We start from the raw sequence: 19,435 nt of genomic DNA, 5'->3' as shown, positions 1-19,435 counted from the left end.
TTGTTAACTGTATCCACCACATTTATCCTCTTAAACACCAACCGTTATCCCGTTTTTATAAAAAACTACGTTTGATTATGCACAAAATGGGATAACCATATATTTAAAATGATGAAAAATTAATTATATGTTTAATAACTTTATCAAGGAAATAAAAAGATATTTTTCTAAAACCATTCAACGATTCTTGACATTCTATAACGGGCTTCTAGTCTTTATATATCATTTGAGTGTCTGACCTAAAACTTGAACATTCCAATCCTGAGTATCGGAATTGGGAATTAATAATCTAACAAAAATATAGGCCCAACTATGAACTCATTCGATCATGTAGTCCCCATGCTAAAAGAAGAACTACACCATGTTCCCGCTGCACAGAGTGCGTTGAACCGTTTTGCCGATGCTGAAATCCTACAACATCCGTGGATGGCTCCGAACACCAGCATCAGGACAGCTAGTGTTCCTTTGAACAACCTGGTATTTTGTTGGAATTGCAGCCTTCATAAAGTAGGGAAACTATATCGCCGTTATTCCATCTGCCAACAAAGTCCATCGCTACGATTCCGAGAGTTGGCTTATCGTGGCCCGGGTGTTCAGGTTGGTAGGTGTGAATGATCCAATTCTTAAGACTTTTGTACATGTAAAAAGCATAATCAAGAGTGAAATCAGGGCCACTGTATGCACTCGTGTTAGTCAGATATAGAGTATCCCCGCGATACTTTAACGCCTTTTCGAGATGAGCAACGACAAAATGATATTTCTCCTCCTTCCCAGGGTCATCATAGTGATCCTCAATATCTATTGATGTCCAGGCAATCCCGGGCAACCCTTTATTCCTTGAGATGACAACAATCTTCCCTCTGACATCACCAAGCTTTGGAATTTGGCTGTCATCATGAAAGAGCGGAGAGTATTTGTCCTTGTAATGCTTGAAAATTGCATTGAATAGTTCGTCTGGTTCCGTTGATTGCTCTTGCTTGATACTCATCAGAATTGTTTCTGATGGATTAGCTTTAAGAAAATTCTGACAGTCAATAACGACTTTATCGAATACGATGTATTCATTGATGATCCCATGATGCATTTCAAAAATCCATCTGTCCTTATAGCCATCAATAACAAATCCTCTATTATTCGTCTCTGCATGACATCGGATATCCAAATAGCGAATTCCTAGCTGCAATTGGTCCGATACTGACAAATCTTGGCATTTAGCAAGCCCCGATATGTTTCTATGAGCGCAACTTTCATGTGTTCCAGGAATAGTGATATGACTCAAAAGTCGATTATCATCATGCAATTGTCCCATCCAAGCATTAGGAGCACATCCTGAAAGAGAACGCTCAATGTCTAATTTTTCATCGGTATTATTACTGTTATTATCCATATTCATTTCTCACTATATTAACTTAAGTTATCTAAGAGGTATTTAACGTATGGCATAGAGCGGCATTATTATTCTCAAGTATAGCTATTATTCTGAAAAAATCAGAAACTCACTAATAATAGGAAATTCGGTAAAGTAATTATTGAAAAATATAGTGATTATATTATAAGGTTAATCATAGTAGAATAAACAGATATTACCGTTAATCTAAAATCATTTAAAATAAATTGTAGTACAAATATATTTTTGGCTATTCACCGTCAATTTTAAAGTCATGGCGTAACCGCGATTAACATACATAATATAACCATTATTTATATATTTAAAATAGAAAGATCTATCCCTTTTTCTATTTTAGGGTGCAGTGTTTACGCGGTCTGGGCAAGTGATGAAAGGAGAACTACGGCCATTCAGTCAAGCAGTTAATGAAAGTGTTCTGACGATTTTAGCGTATCGTTTTCGTTCCACTAGTCCTCAAACTCTTTGCAAGCTTAAATATGTACAACACTTTACATATTCTTAAGTGTCATTCTAAATTAAAGAACATTGAATCATCAACGCGGGCTTCACTACAAGGTTAATCAATGAACACCATTTGTCAAATGATTGAAAAAAGAGCATCGGAAAATGCTCACGAGTTAATTTTTAAGTTCCTTTCCGACGGAGAAAGAGAAGAAGAACAATTAAGCTGGAAGAATTTACATCGAGGTCAAAAAAGTATCGCTTATTATTTACAGCAATACTGTCAGCCTGGCGATCGGGTAATAGTTATGTTGCCTTCCGGTCTGCTCTTTGTTCAGACAATGGCCGCGTGCTTATACTCAAGTGTGGTCGCGGTACCCGTGAATAGCGCCCGCCCCGAGGGAAGAGGTTGGGATACTATTCTGAAAATTATAATGGATAGTGGCGCCCGATTAGTTATCACAACCTCAAAACAGAGTGAGAAAATAAAAGAAGTATTTGCAAAAGAAAGCGGTTTTAATGGAGTAAAGGTAATATCAGCAAATGAATTAATAGCGGCGCAGGAAGATGTATCTTACCGGGGCGGATCAAATCTGGCATTGCTCCAGTATACCTCGGGTTCAACCGGTGAGCCTAAAGGCGTCATGGTCGGTTATGAAAATTTAATCAATAATCTGGAGGCAATAAAAAATAGGTTTGCATGTTCAGAAGAGGCCTGTGGCGTTATTTGGCTTCCGCCCTACCATGATATGGGCTTATTAGGCGGTATACTCCAGCCTTTCTATAGCGGCGTTCCGGTTGTATTGATGCCGCCTACCGTAGTCATTCAGCAACCCGCATTGTGGTTAAAAGCCATTTCAAAATATAAAGCGACCATTTCCGGCGGACCTAACTTTATCTATGAGCAAAGTGTTGAAAGAATAAGCGATAAAGATTTGGAGTCTATTGATCTTTCAAATTGGAAGAATGCATTTAGTGGAGCAGAGCCAGTCAGAGCGGATATCCTGCAACGTTTTTCCGAACGATTTAGCTCTCACGGTTTTAACAAGAACGCTCTTTACCCCTGTTATGGGTTGGCAGAGAGTACCCTGTATGTTTCAGGGCCTGTAACTAATAACTACGGAATGAAAATAGAGAATTTTAATTCGAGAGCATTGAGTGAAGGAAACGCTATTAAAGCCAACAGCGTAAATGGCAACACCGCATTGGTCAGTCATGGCAAACCATACGAAAATCAAGAGATTATTATCTGCAAAAATGATATGGCAGATGTATTGCCTGAAGGTAAAGTCGGCGAAATTTGGTTGAAAGGGCCTTCCGTGACTTACGGTTACTGGAATAATGAGAATGCCACCAGCGGTGCGTTCAATCAGTATACCTCAGATAATAAAGGCCCTTATTTGCGAACAGGCGATTTGGGATTTTTATTTGATGGAGAGTTATATATTAGTGGCAGGATCAAAGACGTCATTATTATCAGAGGAAAAAATCACTATCCCCAAGATATAGAAAATACGTCACAGATGTCTGATGCTGCGCTTATTTCAGGGGGATGTGTCGCTTTTGCGGATGAAAAAGGGGTCATCGTCATACAAGAAGTAAAAAGAATCGACATTAAGAAAATCGATGTCAAAGAAATAATGAAGAAAATAAGAGTTAATATTACTAATAACCATGAAGTCTCGGTTAGTAAAATTATTCTTATCCGGCCTGGCGGAATACTCAAGACATCAAGTGGTAAAGTACGTCGCAAGGCTATGCAGGAGTTGCTTCTCTCTGGAAAATTAACGGTAATCGATGAATGGAATGCCCAGTCTGCAAGTCGTGATCAGCAAAATAACCATCAGGATACGAATAAATCCTTCGTTATAAACTGGTTTGACAACTGGTTAATTCGAGAAACGGGAGAAGGGTTGCCTGATATAACGGCTGGAGAAATTCAGCTCTATAACCTCGGGATCGATTCACTTCAGAAAGCGACTTTGCTTGCCGATTTTTCAGATTTGACCTCTCATCAATTACCTTCAGATATTTTTGAGCGTCATGAATATTTGGGGTCTTTTTTAAATGAGTTAGAAGCCATTTACAATTTTATCAGCGGATACAACCAACTACCGCCTGAGTTACGTACGCAGATTACGAGTCAGCTAGAAAATGAAGGTGATCATCAGGTATTTGAAGATATTAATGCTATACCCGAAGAGTTCTTTAATCCTATACATTTGAAAGGTGTAAAAGAAATTGAGGCTCGTCTCGAATCAATGAAAGGCGTTAGTCTCCCCTTCTTTACAACCCATGAAGGCGTGAATGGTTCTCATACAGTAATGAATGAGAAAAGCTACCTCAATTTCTCTAACCATAATTATCTTGGCTTGGCTCAACATCCTGAGGTTAAAGCAGCCTCCATAGCAGCCATCAATCGATATGGCACCAGCCCTTCTGCGGCAAGGATTGTAGCGGGTCAACGCCCTGTTCATGTTGATTTGGAAGCCGAGATAGCGAAGTTTACCGGTCATGAGGACGCCATTACTTTTGTTAGCAGCAATTTTTGCAACGTTACCGTTATTGGTCATTTAATGCAGCGTGGCGATCTTATCTTGTACGATGAATATAGCCATGACAGCCTTCTCCAGGGCGGAAAATTGTCTCAGGCGGATATGTTGCCGTTTGCGCATAATAATTGGCAAATGGCTGAGGAACTTCTTAATAAGAAAAGGAAACATTACAGGAAAGTCATGCTTTTTATAGAAGGTGCTTATAGCATGGATGGTGATATTCCTGATTTGCAGAAATTTGTCGAAATAAAGAAAAAGCATAAAGTATTGTTGATGATAGATGAATGTCTTTCCATTGGGGTTTTGGGAGAAAGTGGACGGGGTGTTTGTGAACATTGCGATGTCATGCCATCGGAAATAGATATTTGTATGGGTGGAATTAGTAAAAGCTTTGCAAGCTGTGGTGGCTATATCGCGGGCAAGCGATCCTTTATAACTTATCTACGATATACGACGCCGGGTTTTGTTTATACCACAGGCATGCCGCCGGCTGCCGCCGCATCGGCGCTTGCCGCCATTAAAGTGATACAAAAGGAAAAATACCGAGTTCATGAAGTACAAGAATTATCAAAATATTTCGTTAATAAAGCGAATGCACTTGGCTTAGATACAGGATTCAGTAAAGATACCCCAGTTATCCCTCTTATGATAGGCGACGAGAATAAATGTATCTATATTTATCAAAAGTTGAGGGAGAATTTAATTAATGTGCAGCCTATCTTGCATCCAGCCGTACCTGAGAATAAAGCTCGGTTACGTTTTTTTATTAACTATGGACACACGGTTGAGGACATCAATAAAGTTCTTAATATCATAAAAGAGCACATTTAATTAACTTTCAATATAATGGAAACCAACAATGAGCACGATGATGAAAAAAAGAGAGCATTATAAGAACGCATGTCTCTTTTTAGGGCATAATGCTTCAGCGGTCATATGGAATAATGCCGATGATATGTTTGCCATTGAAGATGAAAAAGAGAGTCGCTCAAAAGGTGGAGAATATGTCCCCATCCACACAATATTGAAATTGATGAAATATGACATTGATGAATTGAATGTCATTAATTTTCTTGGCGAGATTGATTATAACCATACTATAAAGGCTTTATGTGGCAACGATAGAGAAATATTTGAAAAATTCATAAAAAGAGTAAAATTGTATGAATTGAAAATAAACCATCATGCTACCCATGCGATAAATGGCATCATTGAAGCCTGGGAACATCATAAAGAAAACAGCCTACCTAAAAAATACCATATATTGATTACTGATGGTACGGGAGATGATTATGAATCAACAACTCTCTATACCGTGATAATCGATAAAAACAAAGCATTGGCAGATTGCATAAAGACATTACAGCGGGTGAAAAGAATTTCCGCAGCAGATCTTTCATGTGGAATATTATTTGCCCGTCTAGTATGCAACGCCGATACCGGTTTTTCGCCGTTGAAAGACGAATATAAGTCACTTGGTTACGAAACGGAAATAACACGCCTGTTAGATGATAATAAACTTAATAAACTCAACCGAATTATAATAAAATTATCCGATGGTTTTCTGTCAAATAAGCAATGTGGTTTGATGTCAGCGATTAGAAGTGATATTAAATCTTTCCTACCCGGCGTTAATGATGAAAACTTTTCTAAAAAGAAGGCGTATTACCACGAACGTAATAAAATCCAGCTTGAATGGAGCAGTTCTCGTAAGCCTGTTACCCTATTGGGGATAAAGAAGTCTCCGTCAGAAATTCTGTTAGAAAAAAGTGAACATCAGCATTTTTCACATGGCTTTTCTGTTAAATATATGCAGGAAATGGCCGTGAAGCATGTGAGAATGCCGTTGTGGTTGTTGCGGCACTTAAATGGATTAAGTCAATATGAGATCCGTGTTATTTCCTCCTATATTGCTAACAAATTTTTAGAAACTTACTTGGTAAAACTTATTGCTAATGAAAAAGCTGAAAACCTGATTGTTGGCGGTGGCGTTCATTTCAATGTCAAACTCAATAATGTTTTATTGAATAGTATAAAGGGAGATATCTGCTGCTCTCCCCTTGCTGGTGATATTGTGCATGCACTGACAGGCGCTGTTATTCTTGATAATACATTATCTCATAGAAGCGTAAATCTGTTATTGCTAAAGCGTGATCTATCTTTGCCGTACAACGGTAAGTATGCAAAGAATATCATTTATACAGATAATCAAGCTGATTTTATTGAAAATACAGCTCACTATGTGAGTAAGGGATATATTGTCAATACAGTAAAAAACTGGGGGGAATTAGGTCCCAGAGCACTTATGTCAAATTCCACGCTGTGTTTACCGACGGGTGAGTTGAAGCAAGAAATTAACCTTCTTAATGGCCGGGATGACCATATGCCAATGGCCCCTGTATTAAGATCAGAAAATTTGCCGGTTCTCTTTAACATTAAAGAAGTAAACAGAATAACAGGCTCCCTTCATGGCATGATTATTGCGCTAAGTTATAACGATAATATACCCGAAGAAAAATATGAAGGAGTGATGCATAAAATGCATGATGGTAGAACCACTGGCAGGCCGCTTGTGGTTAAATCAGACGTTGATATTGAAATGCTAAAGAAAGTTGAAAATGAAACTGGTTATGCAGCGTTAATCAATACCTCTTTCAACATTCATGGTTATTCTACCGTTCAGCGGATGCAACATGCATATTACGACTTCGATTATCAGTGCAGGAAAGCTGAAAAAGCGGGTATCCGTAAGCCTTTTCTTATTATCGGCAACTTTTGATAAAATATAAAAGGAGTGTAAAAGAGTGAACTATAAAGAGATTAAGGCAGTAAAAGGTTTACCTTTATTTGGCTCAATATTGGATTATAAATCGGATGCTTTATCACTATTCCTTAATGCAGCAAGAGAGAATGGGGATATTTGCACAATAAGAATGGGCCCGGAGAGTATCATTTTCATTAACAACCCAGATTGGGTAGCAGAAATATTAGCAAAAAGGATGGATTTTTTTGTTAAAAGCCCCAGTTATCGCGAATTAGAGTTATTGCTTGGTCAGGGAATGGTCACTACAGAAGGTGAAGTATGGAAAAAACAACGCGATAATGCCAGGCATGCTTTCACTATATCCAGTTTAAACACGTTGATCGCTCCGATAAAAGATATCGTCACGAACTTTTCTCACAATACTGTTTTAGATGGGCATCGACGTGACATATTCAAAGATATGCTTGATCTTTCCATGAACATTGCCTTGAAAACGCTCTTTGGACAAAGTAGTAGTGATATCAATAGGCACAGCGTTTCAATAGCGCTTGAAAATGCTTCTGATTATGTCATTAAACGTCTTGAGGCGATTATTAAACTGCCGCCTAACATTCCTACATTTGCTGCATTAAAATTCAGGAAGGAAAAATCTGTACTTGACAGACAAATCATTGAAATGATTAAAAATCATGACCATCATAGCGGGAAAGACTGTCTGTTAAATATGATCTTAGAAAATGAAACTGATCATGATGAGATAAAGAATCAATTACTTACCTTTTTTCTAACGTCTTACGAAACGATTGCATCCGCAGCCACCTGGACATTTTATTTCATTTCCCGCTATGAACGCTGGCATAAAATTATTAAAGATGAATATACACAAGCTGTATTGGAAAAGACCAATGATATTTTTGAATTAAAATATACCAACGCGGTTATTAATGAAAGCATGCGTCTTTTACCTCCGGTATGGTCTTTTTCCCGGACGGCTAAAGAAGATGTCACTATCGGTGAATATAAGATTGCCGCAGGGAAAATGGTGGTTATTTCCCCTTATTGTTTGCAGAGACATCCAGACTACTGGGAAAAAGCTGACGACTTTATCCCTATGCGCTGGCTAGGCGAACTATATAACCATAAGCTTAACCGTACTTTTATTCCTTTTGGCGCCGGCCCTAGAATATGTTTGGGTATGAATTATGCTCGCATGGTTTTACCGATTATTATCGGTGAGTTTTGTAAAAGAGGATTTTTCGAAACCAGTTATCAGGGATATCCGGAACTAAAAGCAGGTATTACTATCAGACCTGTGAAAGGTGTTAATGGTGTTTGGCGGTGTCTGGCTGATAATAAGGGAGTATAAAATGAATTTGGCAGGAAAAAACATCTGGGTAATTGGCGCATCTATGGGGATTGGGCATGCCTTAGTTAAGGAACTTGGCTCTTATACAACAAACCTGGTTATTTCTAGCCGGAAAGAAGATTTGCTGAAAAAATTGGCGACGGAAATTAATCTTCCAGAGGAAAATGTTATCCCTTTCGACATTACACATCATGACGAAGCGAAAGAAGCGGTACATAAAGTACTTCAACTGATGGGGAATATTGACTGTATCATTTTTACTGCTGGCGTCAGTCAACGCTCTTTAATCACAGACACACAGTTCTTTGTCTATGACAAATTGATGAATTTAAATTTTTTATCTATTGTTAACATAGCATTAACTGCACTTCCTTCGATGATTGAGAAAAAGAGCGGACATTTTGTTGTTCTCTCCAGTGTGGCAGGTAAGTTTGGTACTCCGAATCGCTCTGGCTATGCAGCATCGAAGAGTGCATTACATGGTTTTTTGAGTCTCTGCGTGCTGAACATACGAAAGATAATATTAATGTTACGCTTGTTTGCCCGGTTTTATTAATACCGATATTACTATGAGATCCCTCACTGGAAATGGCGAGCCTTATCAACACATTGATAGTGAACTGGAACATGGTATATCAGTCGATTTATGCGCTAGAAAAATTGTTAAGGCAATCATTAGAGAAAAAGAGAGATATATCCCGGAGGTAATAGAGAAATCATCGGTGTATACCTTAATCGATTTTTTCCACGATTATTACAGTATATTGTTGCATTAAAATAAAAATAATATATACCCGTTATCTTTCAAGCTGCCTCTTTGTTGGCTGCACTCACTCACCCCGGTCACATAGTTATCTATGCTCCCGGGGATTCGTTCCCTTGCCGTCGCGATGCAACTTGAAATCCATAGGGTATAAGTAATTGTCATTTAATTAACGGTGACCTTTTATCTGGTCACCGGATTTTCTATATGCTCACAACAGTGTCTCGTATTTAGACCTGTTTTATGATTAATTGTTATTTAATTGGTGGTGATTATCTGCATACCAGGAAATATAATCATGACTTGATATTGGCGTTTCAATTCCAGCCTTATCCACGCCAAAGCTAGAAATATAATCATTTATTCTGTCTGCATGCTTATGTATATATTCAATGCGTCTGTCGTTTATTTTTTGAGATTCCTGTAAATTGATTACTTCACTTCTCAGGAGATTGCTCATAGTACGATGAATCCAGTCGAGAAGATAACCTTCGATGATCATATCAAATTCATCATCATTATTATGATACGTATCAATAGTTGTCGTCACCACAGATAGAACGGCATATGTTTGGCTTAATTCTAGAAAATCCCCACTATACTTATTAAGTATATCTAAGTTTATTTTTTTATTGTTATTCACTATTAATCTATTCAATTTTTTATATAAAAAGTCCATGTAATTATTTAAAATAGAAAATAGGTTATACTGGAAATATGTTTCGTCTATTTCTTTCATGTTATTGGAAATAATCATTCCTCCCGCTTTTAGTGATAACACAAGGTTGTCCCCTTCTGAAGTAATCGCACCAAAATTAGATATTAGATAAGGGGATATCTTGTTAAGCGTAAATAAACCCTGTGCACCGCAACGTTCACGACAATTAATTAATATTTCTTGGGTGCGCCATGTGCACAGGGACTTAGCGGAAATGATTTCAATAAGTAGTTCATCTTTAAATTTAAAATTTTTAACTGATTCTGATAATATAACTGAAACTTTTCTTGTTAATTCTTTTAAATATAACGCGTGAATAATCGTGCTCAGCGTATCCCAAGCAATACCCTCTTTAAAATGAGAATAATTAATTATTGGCATAGCACCTGAATAACCGAATGTTTTTCGTTTATTTCCATATGTGCTGGTTATATGAAGAGCTGATTTGGCTGCTGCGACTGAACTCACTGCCATGCATAACTTACCTGAATGTATTTTATTTGTAATTAACGAGAATCTTTCTTTTAATTCTTTAATATGCAATGATATTTTACCTTCCTTGGTCAGCGTTATCATATTGCCAGCAAGGAGTCCTTCAAAAGGAATTTCAACATTATCAAATGAGGTTATTGCGTTATCTAAATAAAGTCCTGGCTTATCACTAAGTGGAGTAATTTTAACGCCAGGAGTTAATTTACCATTAACGGATAGTGGGAAAATAAATGGGAAAATACCATATTTCTTTCCTGATACATTTAACTGGGCTAAAACTATAGCTACTTTTGGTAGTTCACAAGGTGTGGTATTAGGCATAAATTTATATGCATTGGGGCCGGGTGAATTCAATATGAATACACCTTTTTCCGGCAGATAATTAGCCTGTGTTTCGATTGCGATTAGATCATTACCGTGAGCCAATTCAGTCGCCAGATAGACTCCAATGGCACGACCGGAACAAAGTTTTTGGTAGAGATCTTCCACATATGGCGTTTGCGCTCCTAAATTAGCAATAGTACCTATGGCTAAATTAAAATGAATTGACATCATAGAAACTACAGCAGAATCATGGGGGGCTACAAGTTCATGCAGGGCAACTAACTCTTTGAATGATGTCATATGAATATGATTATTTTGAATATATTTAAGTAATTCTATGAACTTTTTTACTGATGACGAGTAACTGTCACAACTGTTTTTAAGTATTTCTAAAAGATTATCAGATATCCCTATATATTCTATGGCTAAATAAGACTTTAATTTTGACTCTGAATTGCATAATGATTTATTCATATATCGACGAGACCTTTACTAGAATAACAATATCTATGTTAACTATCTGCATATTACTTATCTAAGAGCTTACTTTTGTCTGAACCACTACCCAGGTCCGCTCTTTATGGAAAAGAATGGCAAATAAAATAGCCCTATTGGGATAGGCAATAATAGTGTAATGGGATACATCGGAAACATATACTTTTAATTTAAGAAAATTATTAACCAAAGTGACTGTCAAAAACTTTATTTTTTAAATCTCATGCTTCATAAACTAACAATAATGGTTGCATGTTACAGTTTCGCGTGAAAATTACTACAGGCGTTTTATTACATTCAGAAAAGGAAAGTAAACCTGTAAAAACAATAGCTTAATTGAGTGTTTAGGAATGACAATATTAGCGCTTGAGATTATCTAACAAGCTTTCAGATTGCAAAAATCGAGTGTAATTCTCTTCAAGTAATCTACTATTCAGTAAATGCAACTTTGAAAAGTTATTTAATAATAAATAGTAAAAATTAATTGCGTATATAATAAAATCACTAAAAAATTAAAAGTAAAATTTTTAATATCACCCTGTAATTGAATTAAAAATAATTAACAAAATTTTAAAACAAGTTATAGTTCAAATATATTTTTTGGCTGATTATCATCAATTTTAAAGCCATAGTATAACCACGCTTTATTTTTCTATTCTAAGGAACAACATTATGGTAAATGATATTAATTCTGCTAAGTTATTAGATAAACCCCCTAGTTATCAAACACTCTTTAACGACAATAAAGATCTTTACTGTTTTCCCGGTTCACCTGAAGCTAATGATGGGCCCTTGGCCTATTTGGTTGATTTGTACCAACAAGCGCTAATTTTTGAAAACGTCGCTGATAAAAATGGCGCCAGACTGCTTAGCCAGCGGCGACCGGATATTGAAAAACTCTTACTCGATAGTAAAAGCATCAACCAAATCAGTAGCATATTACCACTTATCATCGAAGTTTTAGCGCAAAAAGCGCAGGCTCATTTAAACAATAATCAACCCTTAACCGATACATTGGCAAAAATTTATTATCCTTTTTCACTGCCATTTCACTTCCCTCTCCATCAAACAACGGCTGTATTGGAGAAAAAGAAGATCCCGTTATTAGAGCTTATTCAGCAAGCTGATCGCGCGTTTCCTAATTTTATCGATAATAATCTACATCTACCTTCATTACAGAATGCCATGATGGTCAGCAATTCTCTGGCGCCCAAACTACAGGAATTACTGCTTGAAGCTTCCCAAAGTAATCAGCAAGATTTCTTTGCTAAATATTATGGCATATCTGGTGATGCCGCTAAGGCAGCATTGGCATTATCTCAACTCACGGTATTCACTCAGCAAACGGGTCTGAATCCCCAAGATGTTGAACGTCTGCTGGCAACCAATGGTTTGACCGACAATAACCTGACGCACAGCTCAGTGACTTTCTCTGCAAATGTGGCTAAACCTGCAAATACCGGACAACAATTTCCTTCTGGAGCCAATTACGGCGCATCATTTATCAATGCGGGTACCGATCCAGCACTATATCTGGAAAAAATCACAGATAAAGAAACGGGAGAAAAAGTGGTCTGGATTAAAGGAGTTAAGAATGATCACTTTGACCGTATTCAGCGTTTTCTACATATTCAACGGATATCGAAACTGACCTTTGAACAACTTGATCAATTATTGGTAGCAGCGCGGCAAGCTGAAAAGCAGAAAAATTTTACTATCACCGAATCTACATTACGTGCATTAGGCGTATTTTTACATTTTCATCGAGAATATCAGGTTAATACTGAACAATTTTCTGCATTTATCAATGAAATCACCCCTTATGCGCTAGATAATCATCTCTCCTTCTTTGATCGACTGTTCAATGCGCAAGGGTTGTCAAAACGAGCTTCCTCAGCATCGGTACTTAATCTGGATAACAGTGAATTTGATCCAACGGCTACCGAAGGAGAGGATGCATTAACCGTTAATCAGTTATGTGTTGGGCTGAATATTAATGATGTTACCTGCCAAACTCTGCTGGCCTGGGTAATAAAAGCGTTAGGGATAAAAAAACCTACCCGTTCACTCTCTGTGGTTTCCGCTTTATACCGGCTAGTTTCTTTACCTCGTTTATTGAAACTGCCTCTGGCAGATGGGTTGGGTTTATTCTTATTACTGGATCGAGATAATTCAGATTATCTGAAACAACTAGCGGGTATCCCAGTATTAAAGAAAATTGATACGACAAAAGAACCTAAGGCTTTTGATATCCTTGATGCATTAATCGCTTTTATGAACGCTGCGCAATGGCTTAAACGCCATCGTCTGTCTGCGCCGTTATTGAATGCTTTGCTCACACCTTACAATGTCGGCGGAACTGAAAACGCGGACATCGAAAATATCGACTGGTTTGAGAAGATTAAATCTATTTTGCCTGATCCCAATTATGCGTTGCTGAGTGAGGATAAAATTGCCACTGTGATGGTGGGTTTCAAGGCAAAGGAACCCAATCTTACCTGGCTAACTAAACTGTTTGAATTGATTGATCCACAAGGAATAATCGAAACTATTGTTATTCCTGCGGGTAGAACCTTGGAAGATGTACTAACTGAAAAAGTCAAAGCCATCCTGCAACCATTGGCTGATGAAGCGGCATGGCAGGAACAAGGTGATACTTGGTCGCAGAAACTGACTACGCTTATTCAGGATGCATTTGTCGCTCAGGAAGATCTGATTATTAAATCTGTCAGTCATGCTTTTGACTTAGATGAATTGTTTTCTTTACCACTGTTAGGTTGGGCCGGCAAAAGTCATGCGGATTTTATACGTGAATCGCTTGCGCTTGGGAAAAACATTAAAGGGGATAAACTGATAGCAAGCGCTGTTATCACATGGTACGACCTGAGCCGTTATGTCACGGTGAGTAAGTTGTTTAAACTCACGGCAAAAGGGATACAAACACTGGTTGATTATCCTGCTTGGTTTGGACTGAATTTGGCTGATGGTAAGCTCCGCCCCTTGGATTTGACTGCCCTGCACCGCCTTAGCCGCTATGGTGATTGGCTGAATTTGTTGCCGGAAACCAAAACTGAAGACGATATTCTCTATTATCTGCGTCAGGCTAACCGAATCGGAGAAACACCGCAGACACCGGACGAAGAAATCTGGACGCCACAACAAGCCGCCGACAATCTGGCAGAGTTAATCGGTTGGTCAAATAGCGAGGTATTGAGGGTAACCCGTGATTTCAACCATAGCGTGGCGCAAAGTGTTATTGGCATCAGTTTTGTCATGCGCATTCAGACACTAGCAAATCAAAGTGAGCTTTCTGCTCAACCTTTATTGGATGTTACTCGACTGACTCCAACGTCAAGTTATGATAATTGGCAACAAGTAAGTAGCGCTCTGATTGCAGCTTGTTCTCCCGAAGAACAAGTTACACTCGAAGGTTCACTAAATAGCGCTTGGCGCGATGCTCTTGTTGACTATCTGCTAGGTCAATGGGCGCCTTCTGATGAGAAATTGTCTGATATTTCAGATATTGATGCATTATCAACCTATTTCCTGACCGACTTACAAGTTTCTTCTGAGGTAAAAACCAGCCCAGTAGCCTTCTGTATCGCCAGTTTGCAACACTATCTTTTCCGTCTCTTTGCCCATCTGGAACCCGGTTATGGCAGTATGACTATCCCAGTGGAACAGATCGAAAACTGGAATCGCTATCTTAGCCAATACGCCCATTGGCAAGCCTGGCAAAAGCAAAATAATTTCCCGGAAAACGTTATCGATCCTACTCAAAGGATGAGAAAAACCCGCGCCTTTGCCGATCTGGAAAACGATTTAAGCCAGTCTCGGTTAAATAACGACATGATACAAACGGCTATCTTGCGTTACCTGACCGAATTTGAACGGCTTAGTAATCTCCAATTAGTCAGTGGTTATATTGATGGCACCGATCCCAAAAGTGACCGATACCACTTTATTGGTAAAAACAATGCTGAACCGGTGGAGTATTATTGGCGTACTCTTGATATCAAATTGCGTGATAGCCAGGATCTCATTACGCCTTTGGCCTGGAGCGAGTGGGAAAAAATTACGTTATCACTGACAGGAGACCTTCTGGCATTGAGACCGGTTGTTATCTCCGGGCGTCAATATGCCGTATGGGTTGAACGTGAACCTACTCCCCTGCTTGGCTCAGACCAAAAACCGTCAGCTTACCGCGCTATCAATGTGCAATTTATCTATAAACAAAGTAACGGTGAATGGAGTGCTCCTAATAAGCTATTTCGTCTGGATGGCAGAGATGCCAATGGCGAATACCCCAAAATTCCTCCTACTGACCAACGTGTGCCCGATAATCTTAATCCTTATATGAAAGATGAAAGTTATAAACCGGGTTTGATCGCAATGGTTGATGTACAGCGCCAGAACAACCCGTGGATGGGGGTGTTGCTTTACGATACAGGGAAAAAGAACAGTGATATTTGGGTAAAAAACAAAGACTATTTCCTGGAATTACGTGACTTACTGCTGGTAGACAAAAAAACGTTAACTGCAACGGAGGAAAAAAGTTTGGTATCTAGCTGGTATAAGTTATATCAGGACTCAGGAACCTTGCAGCATCAATATGCCGGCAGTACAAAATACATCGTATTAAAACCTGAGGATAATAATGATTCTCATCTGGAAATTCAGGCAAAACTGAGTACAGATAAGACCAAAATTATCCTGACGGGTACAAATACTCTGATTAAACGCAATCCTATAGAGTTAGGGACAATAGAGTGGTATCTGGGGAGAAATAGGCCACGACCTCTTTCTTCCAAAGAGCTTAACTGGACAATAAAAAGTCAGGATTTCCCTATAACGGTCAATGTTCCCGCAGGGGAATCTACCTTCAAGACTTTTAATTTTCAGTGGCAAGGAAAGGAACCGCCGACAAAAGAATTAGAGATATATTATGCTGGAAGAGGGATTATTGATCTGCTTCCTGAAGATTGGGAAGATAATAAGATCTCTGAGACAGTTAATTTTTCCTGGATAAATGGCTTTTACTTTCAAAGGAGTATCAAAGAAAGCGGTATTGTCAAAGAACTTTCCATATCTGTGGATAACAAAGTATTTGATCGTATTGATTTTGATATATCCGCTGATTGGGAATATGTAGAATCAAAGCTGGAACTTGGCGTTGTCACCGCATCTTCTGGACAAAAAACGCTTTCTTCTGCAATAACTCGACTAAATGGCACAGCTACCACCGGGGAAATAACCTTCCCGATAGAGTCAGCGGTGAATCAATATTCCTTTTTCCTGACGGCAACACAGGAAATATTCATTAGGTCTGGTGGTCAAAAAGAATACGTCAGTAAAATTTCAAGTGAATATACCCTTTCTATTGAAGAAATGGATAAGATTCCGGCTATTACATTGCGCCGTAATAGCCAACAGGCTCAATATCTGGATATTCAAACATTAAAATTCCCTTATCCCTTTATTCGCCTGAACACTCTATTTGGAACACAGCTAGTCGCTCGTGCAACTCAATCAATAGAACGTGTTTTGGAATGGGATACCCAGTGGTTATCCGAACCGCCATTAGGTACAGGCTCTCAATCTACTTCATCATCCCCTGTCGATTTCCGAGGTGCTAACGGACAGTATTTCTGGGAATTATTCTTCCACCTGCCTTTCTTGGTATCCCATCGGCTTGGAGAAGAACGCCGTTATTATGATGCCCGGCGCTGGTTTTTTAGCTATTTGTTTGACCCTTACGGTAGCCGACTCTGGAATTCGCGCCCGATAAATGAACGTGGCAGCAATCTTCCTCCTTCTATAAAGAATGATGATCCAGATGTCGTGGCCTATAATTTACCAATTCACTATCAAAAAGCCCTGTTCCAATTTCTTATCAAGCTTTGGACACAAGAAGGTGACAACCTTTACCGACAACTGACCCGAGACAGTCTGAATGAAGCCAGTTTATGTTATCAGCAAGCTTTACAACTATTAGGAACCTTACCGGAAGGTGTCACTGCCACTCGCTGGCATCCAGAGAACCTTGAAAAGATCAAAGCAAAATTTAAGCCAAATATCCGGGCTGTTGATAGCAATTTTATGTCTCCTTTTAATACCCGGCTAATTGAATATCAAAAAACGCTGAAAAGTCGTCTCTACAATCTTCGTCACGGGTTAACGCTGGATGGTAAGGCGTTACCTCTGCCTCTCTATGCTGAATCTGAGGATGCAGAGAGTCTGATTCGGCGACGTTCAGGTAATGTCACCGGCACGCCTAATAGTTTGCTGCAACAAGTTCCTCCGTACCGTTTCCCGGTGATGTTAAAACGCGCGAGTGATTCAGTGAAACAACTGATACAACTGGGACACCGACTATTTAGTGCGATAGAAAGCGAGGTTGACGCTGAACAGGCAGTACTGGAACAATCGCAAATCGTTAAGTTGTCTGCTTTCACGATAGAACTACAACAACAAGCTATTGAAATTGCTCAGGCTGGTAAAGTAGCTTTAGAAGAAAGTAAAAATATGGCACAACAACGGTATGAGCATTACTATGGTTTATATGAGGAGAATCTTTCCAGCCTGGAAATATCAGCTATAGCCCTTAAAACCACATCGGAAGTCACCAGAATGGCAGCGGTTCCTTTCCATATCATGAGTGCGGCGTTGGAAACTTTACCCAATATTTTTGGTCTGGCGGCCGGGGGGAGTAAATATTCAGCCCCGCTGGTAAAAACAGCGCTGGTTGCGGAAATCACAGGCCTGACATTAGGCACGACAGCGGATCGGCTGCAAGATGGGGCAAACTATCAGCGGCGTCGTCAGGATTGGGAAATTGAGTGGAAGCAAGCACAAAGTGAAATCAATATCATTGATAAGCAGTTAAAAGAACAGGAGTTACTGATTAAAACTGCTCAAACTTCATTACGGGAAGCGAAAGCACAGCGAAACGCCGCTATCGAGTTGTATGAATTTATGACGACAAGTTTCCTTATTGTACCGACATATCAGTGGCTGATGGGACGACTTTCTGCCTTATATGCGCCTGCTTATGATGCTGTTTTATCACTATGTTTAATGGCTGAAGCTAGCTGGCGTTATGAAGTTGGTGATTACCAGCGACAAGGTTTTATCAAAACCAATGCCTGGAATGACTCTTACCGGGGATTATTGGCAGGTGAATCATTGCAATTGGATCTACAGCAAATGGAAGCGGCCTGGTTACAACGTCACGAACGTCATTTGAATATCAAAAAAACCTTCTCCCTTCTTAGTACTGCTTCTTCCTTCAAAGAGATAACTGGCCAAATTGACGAAAAACAAGAGGTAAATTTCACTCTGAATGCAAGGGACTTTGATAAAAATTACCCCGGACATTATCTGCGCCAAATAAAACGAATTTCAGTGTCATTGTCTCTGGAAAATTCTGGTTCTGAGCCAGTTGTTACACCGGAAATTTGTGCGGTTTTGACTCAAACAGGCAGTTCAACATTAGTCAGTACCGATATTGAAGGCGTTAATTGGCTCTATGATCCTACGAGACAAGCTGGAAGTAATAAGAATATCAAAACCAATTTACGCGCCCAGCAACAGATTGCTCTCTCCTCCGTACAGGAAGATGATGGTCGGGTAGCAACCGAAAATTGGTTATGCACCTTAATGTTTGATGATAATCGGTATTTGCCATTTGAAGGAACTGGCGCTATTTCAACCTGGAATCTGACATTCCCTGATAAACAAGTTATCAATCAGGTGTTGAAAAATGCGGATGGTAGTTGGAAATTAAAGGATATTATTATTCATTTGCATTATACCGCGCTAGATGGTGGTAATCAGTTTGCCAAAGAAGTAGCTGATAAATTAGCAGAAGAGGCAAATAGATCCGAAATGTAATATTGAATTATTAAACATTTTAGTTTAACAATGAAATCCTCTACTTTATTGTGGAGGATTTCAGATTGATGTGTTCCCAGCCCAGTGGTGACAGATATTGTAATAATTGTTCATATCATACCTGTCACATACACGTTCGTTTCTACTACGTATGAATTCAATGAGTACATATTGAAAGTAAGCTTGCTTTAGCGTACATTTTCAATATGTACAAAA

7 protein-coding genes are annotated in these 19,435 nt (G+C 38.9%); 5 read left to right on the top strand and 2 right to left on the bottom strand.

The window, feature by feature from the left end:
• Window positions 1-454 precede the first annotated feature (454 nt).
• Window positions 455-1,387 (bottom strand): phosphatidylinositol-specific phospholipase C, encoded by a 933-nt coding sequence (locus TI10_RS02265; protein ID WP_074524801.1) that lies wholly within the window; start codon window positions 1,385-1,387, stop codon window positions 455-457.
• A gap of 602 nt (window positions 1,388-1,989) precedes the next feature.
• Between TI10_RS02265 and TI10_RS02260 the strand changes: the two genes are divergently transcribed.
• The 4 genes from TI10_RS02260 to TI10_RS02245 are packed head-to-tail and all read left to right on the top strand — an operon-like array spanning window position 1,990 to window position 9,090.
• Window positions 1,990-5,235 (top strand): aminotransferase class I/II-fold pyridoxal phosphate-dependent enzyme, encoded by a 3,246-nt coding sequence (locus tag TI10_RS02260; RefSeq protein ID WP_162202210.1) that lies wholly within the window; start codon window positions 1,990-1,992, stop codon window positions 5,233-5,235.
• A 28-nt stretch (window positions 5,236-5,263) separates the two neighbouring features.
• Window positions 5,264-7,183 (top strand): carbamoyltransferase C-terminal domain-containing protein, encoded by a 1,920-nt coding sequence (locus TI10_RS02255; protein WP_049581542.1) that lies wholly within the window; start codon window positions 5,264-5,266, stop codon window positions 7,181-7,183.
• Window positions 7,184-7,208: 25 nt separating this feature from the next.
• Window positions 7,209-8,534 carry a cytochrome P450 gene (locus tag TI10_RS02250; protein ID WP_049581541.1) on the top strand — a complete coding sequence of 442 codons (1,326 nt, stop codon included), beginning with the start codon at window positions 7,209-7,211 and terminating at the stop codon, window positions 8,532-8,534.
• A 1-nt stretch (window position 8,535) separates the two neighbouring features.
• Complete coding sequence (locus tag TI10_RS02245) at window positions 8,536-9,090, top strand: SDR family NAD(P)-dependent oxidoreductase (RefSeq protein WP_049581540.1); 555 nt, start codon at window positions 8,536-8,538, stop codon at window positions 9,088-9,090.
• Window positions 9,091-9,544: 454 nt separating this feature from the next.
• Here the strand turns inward: TI10_RS02245 and TI10_RS02240 are convergent, their stop codons facing one another.
• A complete protein-coding gene (locus TI10_RS02240; RefSeq protein ID WP_049581539.1) occupies window positions 9,545-11,305 on the bottom strand; it encodes an acyl-CoA dehydrogenase family protein in 1,761 nt (586 codons plus the stop codon).
• A gap of 693 nt (window positions 11,306-11,998) precedes the next feature.
• Here TI10_RS02240 and TI10_RS02235 point away from each other — a divergent pair.
• Window positions 11,999-19,219, top strand: a complete 7,221-nt coding sequence (locus TI10_RS02235; protein ID WP_049581538.1) for a Tc toxin subunit A-related protein — start codon at window positions 11,999-12,001, stop codon at window positions 19,217-19,219.
• Window positions 19,220-19,435 lie beyond the last annotated feature (216 nt).

Origin of the sequence: Photorhabdus luminescens subsp. luminescens (genome assembly GCF_001083805.1) — a bacterium.
GTDB lineage: Bacteria > Pseudomonadota > Gammaproteobacteria > Enterobacterales > Enterobacteriaceae > Photorhabdus > Photorhabdus luminescens.
Note: the sequence above shows the minus strand (reverse complement) of the source record. Positions and strands in the feature narration are given on the sequence as shown.

What these genes read in the sequence shown, in the direction of transcription:
- TI10_RS02265 (WP_074524801.1), bottom strand. Translation starts at nt 1,387, where the DNA reads ATGGATAATAACAGTAATAATACCGATGAAAAATTAGACATTGAGCGT.
- TI10_RS02260 (WP_162202210.1), top strand. Translation starts at nt 1,990, where the DNA reads ATGATTGAAAAAAGAGCATCGGAAAATGCTCACGAGTTAATTTTTAAG.
- TI10_RS02255 (WP_049581542.1), top strand. Translation starts at nt 5,264, where the DNA reads ATGAGCACGATGATGAAAAAAAGAGAGCATTATAAGAACGCATGTCTC.
- TI10_RS02245 (WP_049581540.1), top strand. Translation starts at nt 8,536, where the DNA reads ATGAATTTGGCAGGAAAAAACATCTGGGTAATTGGCGCATCTATGGGG.
- TI10_RS02240 (WP_049581539.1), bottom strand. Translation starts at nt 11,305, where the DNA reads ATGAATAAATCATTATGCAATTCAGAGTCAAAATTAAAGTCTTATTTA.
- TI10_RS02235 (WP_049581538.1), top strand. Translation starts at nt 11,999, where the DNA reads ATGGTAAATGATATTAATTCTGCTAAGTTATTAGATAAACCCCCTAGT.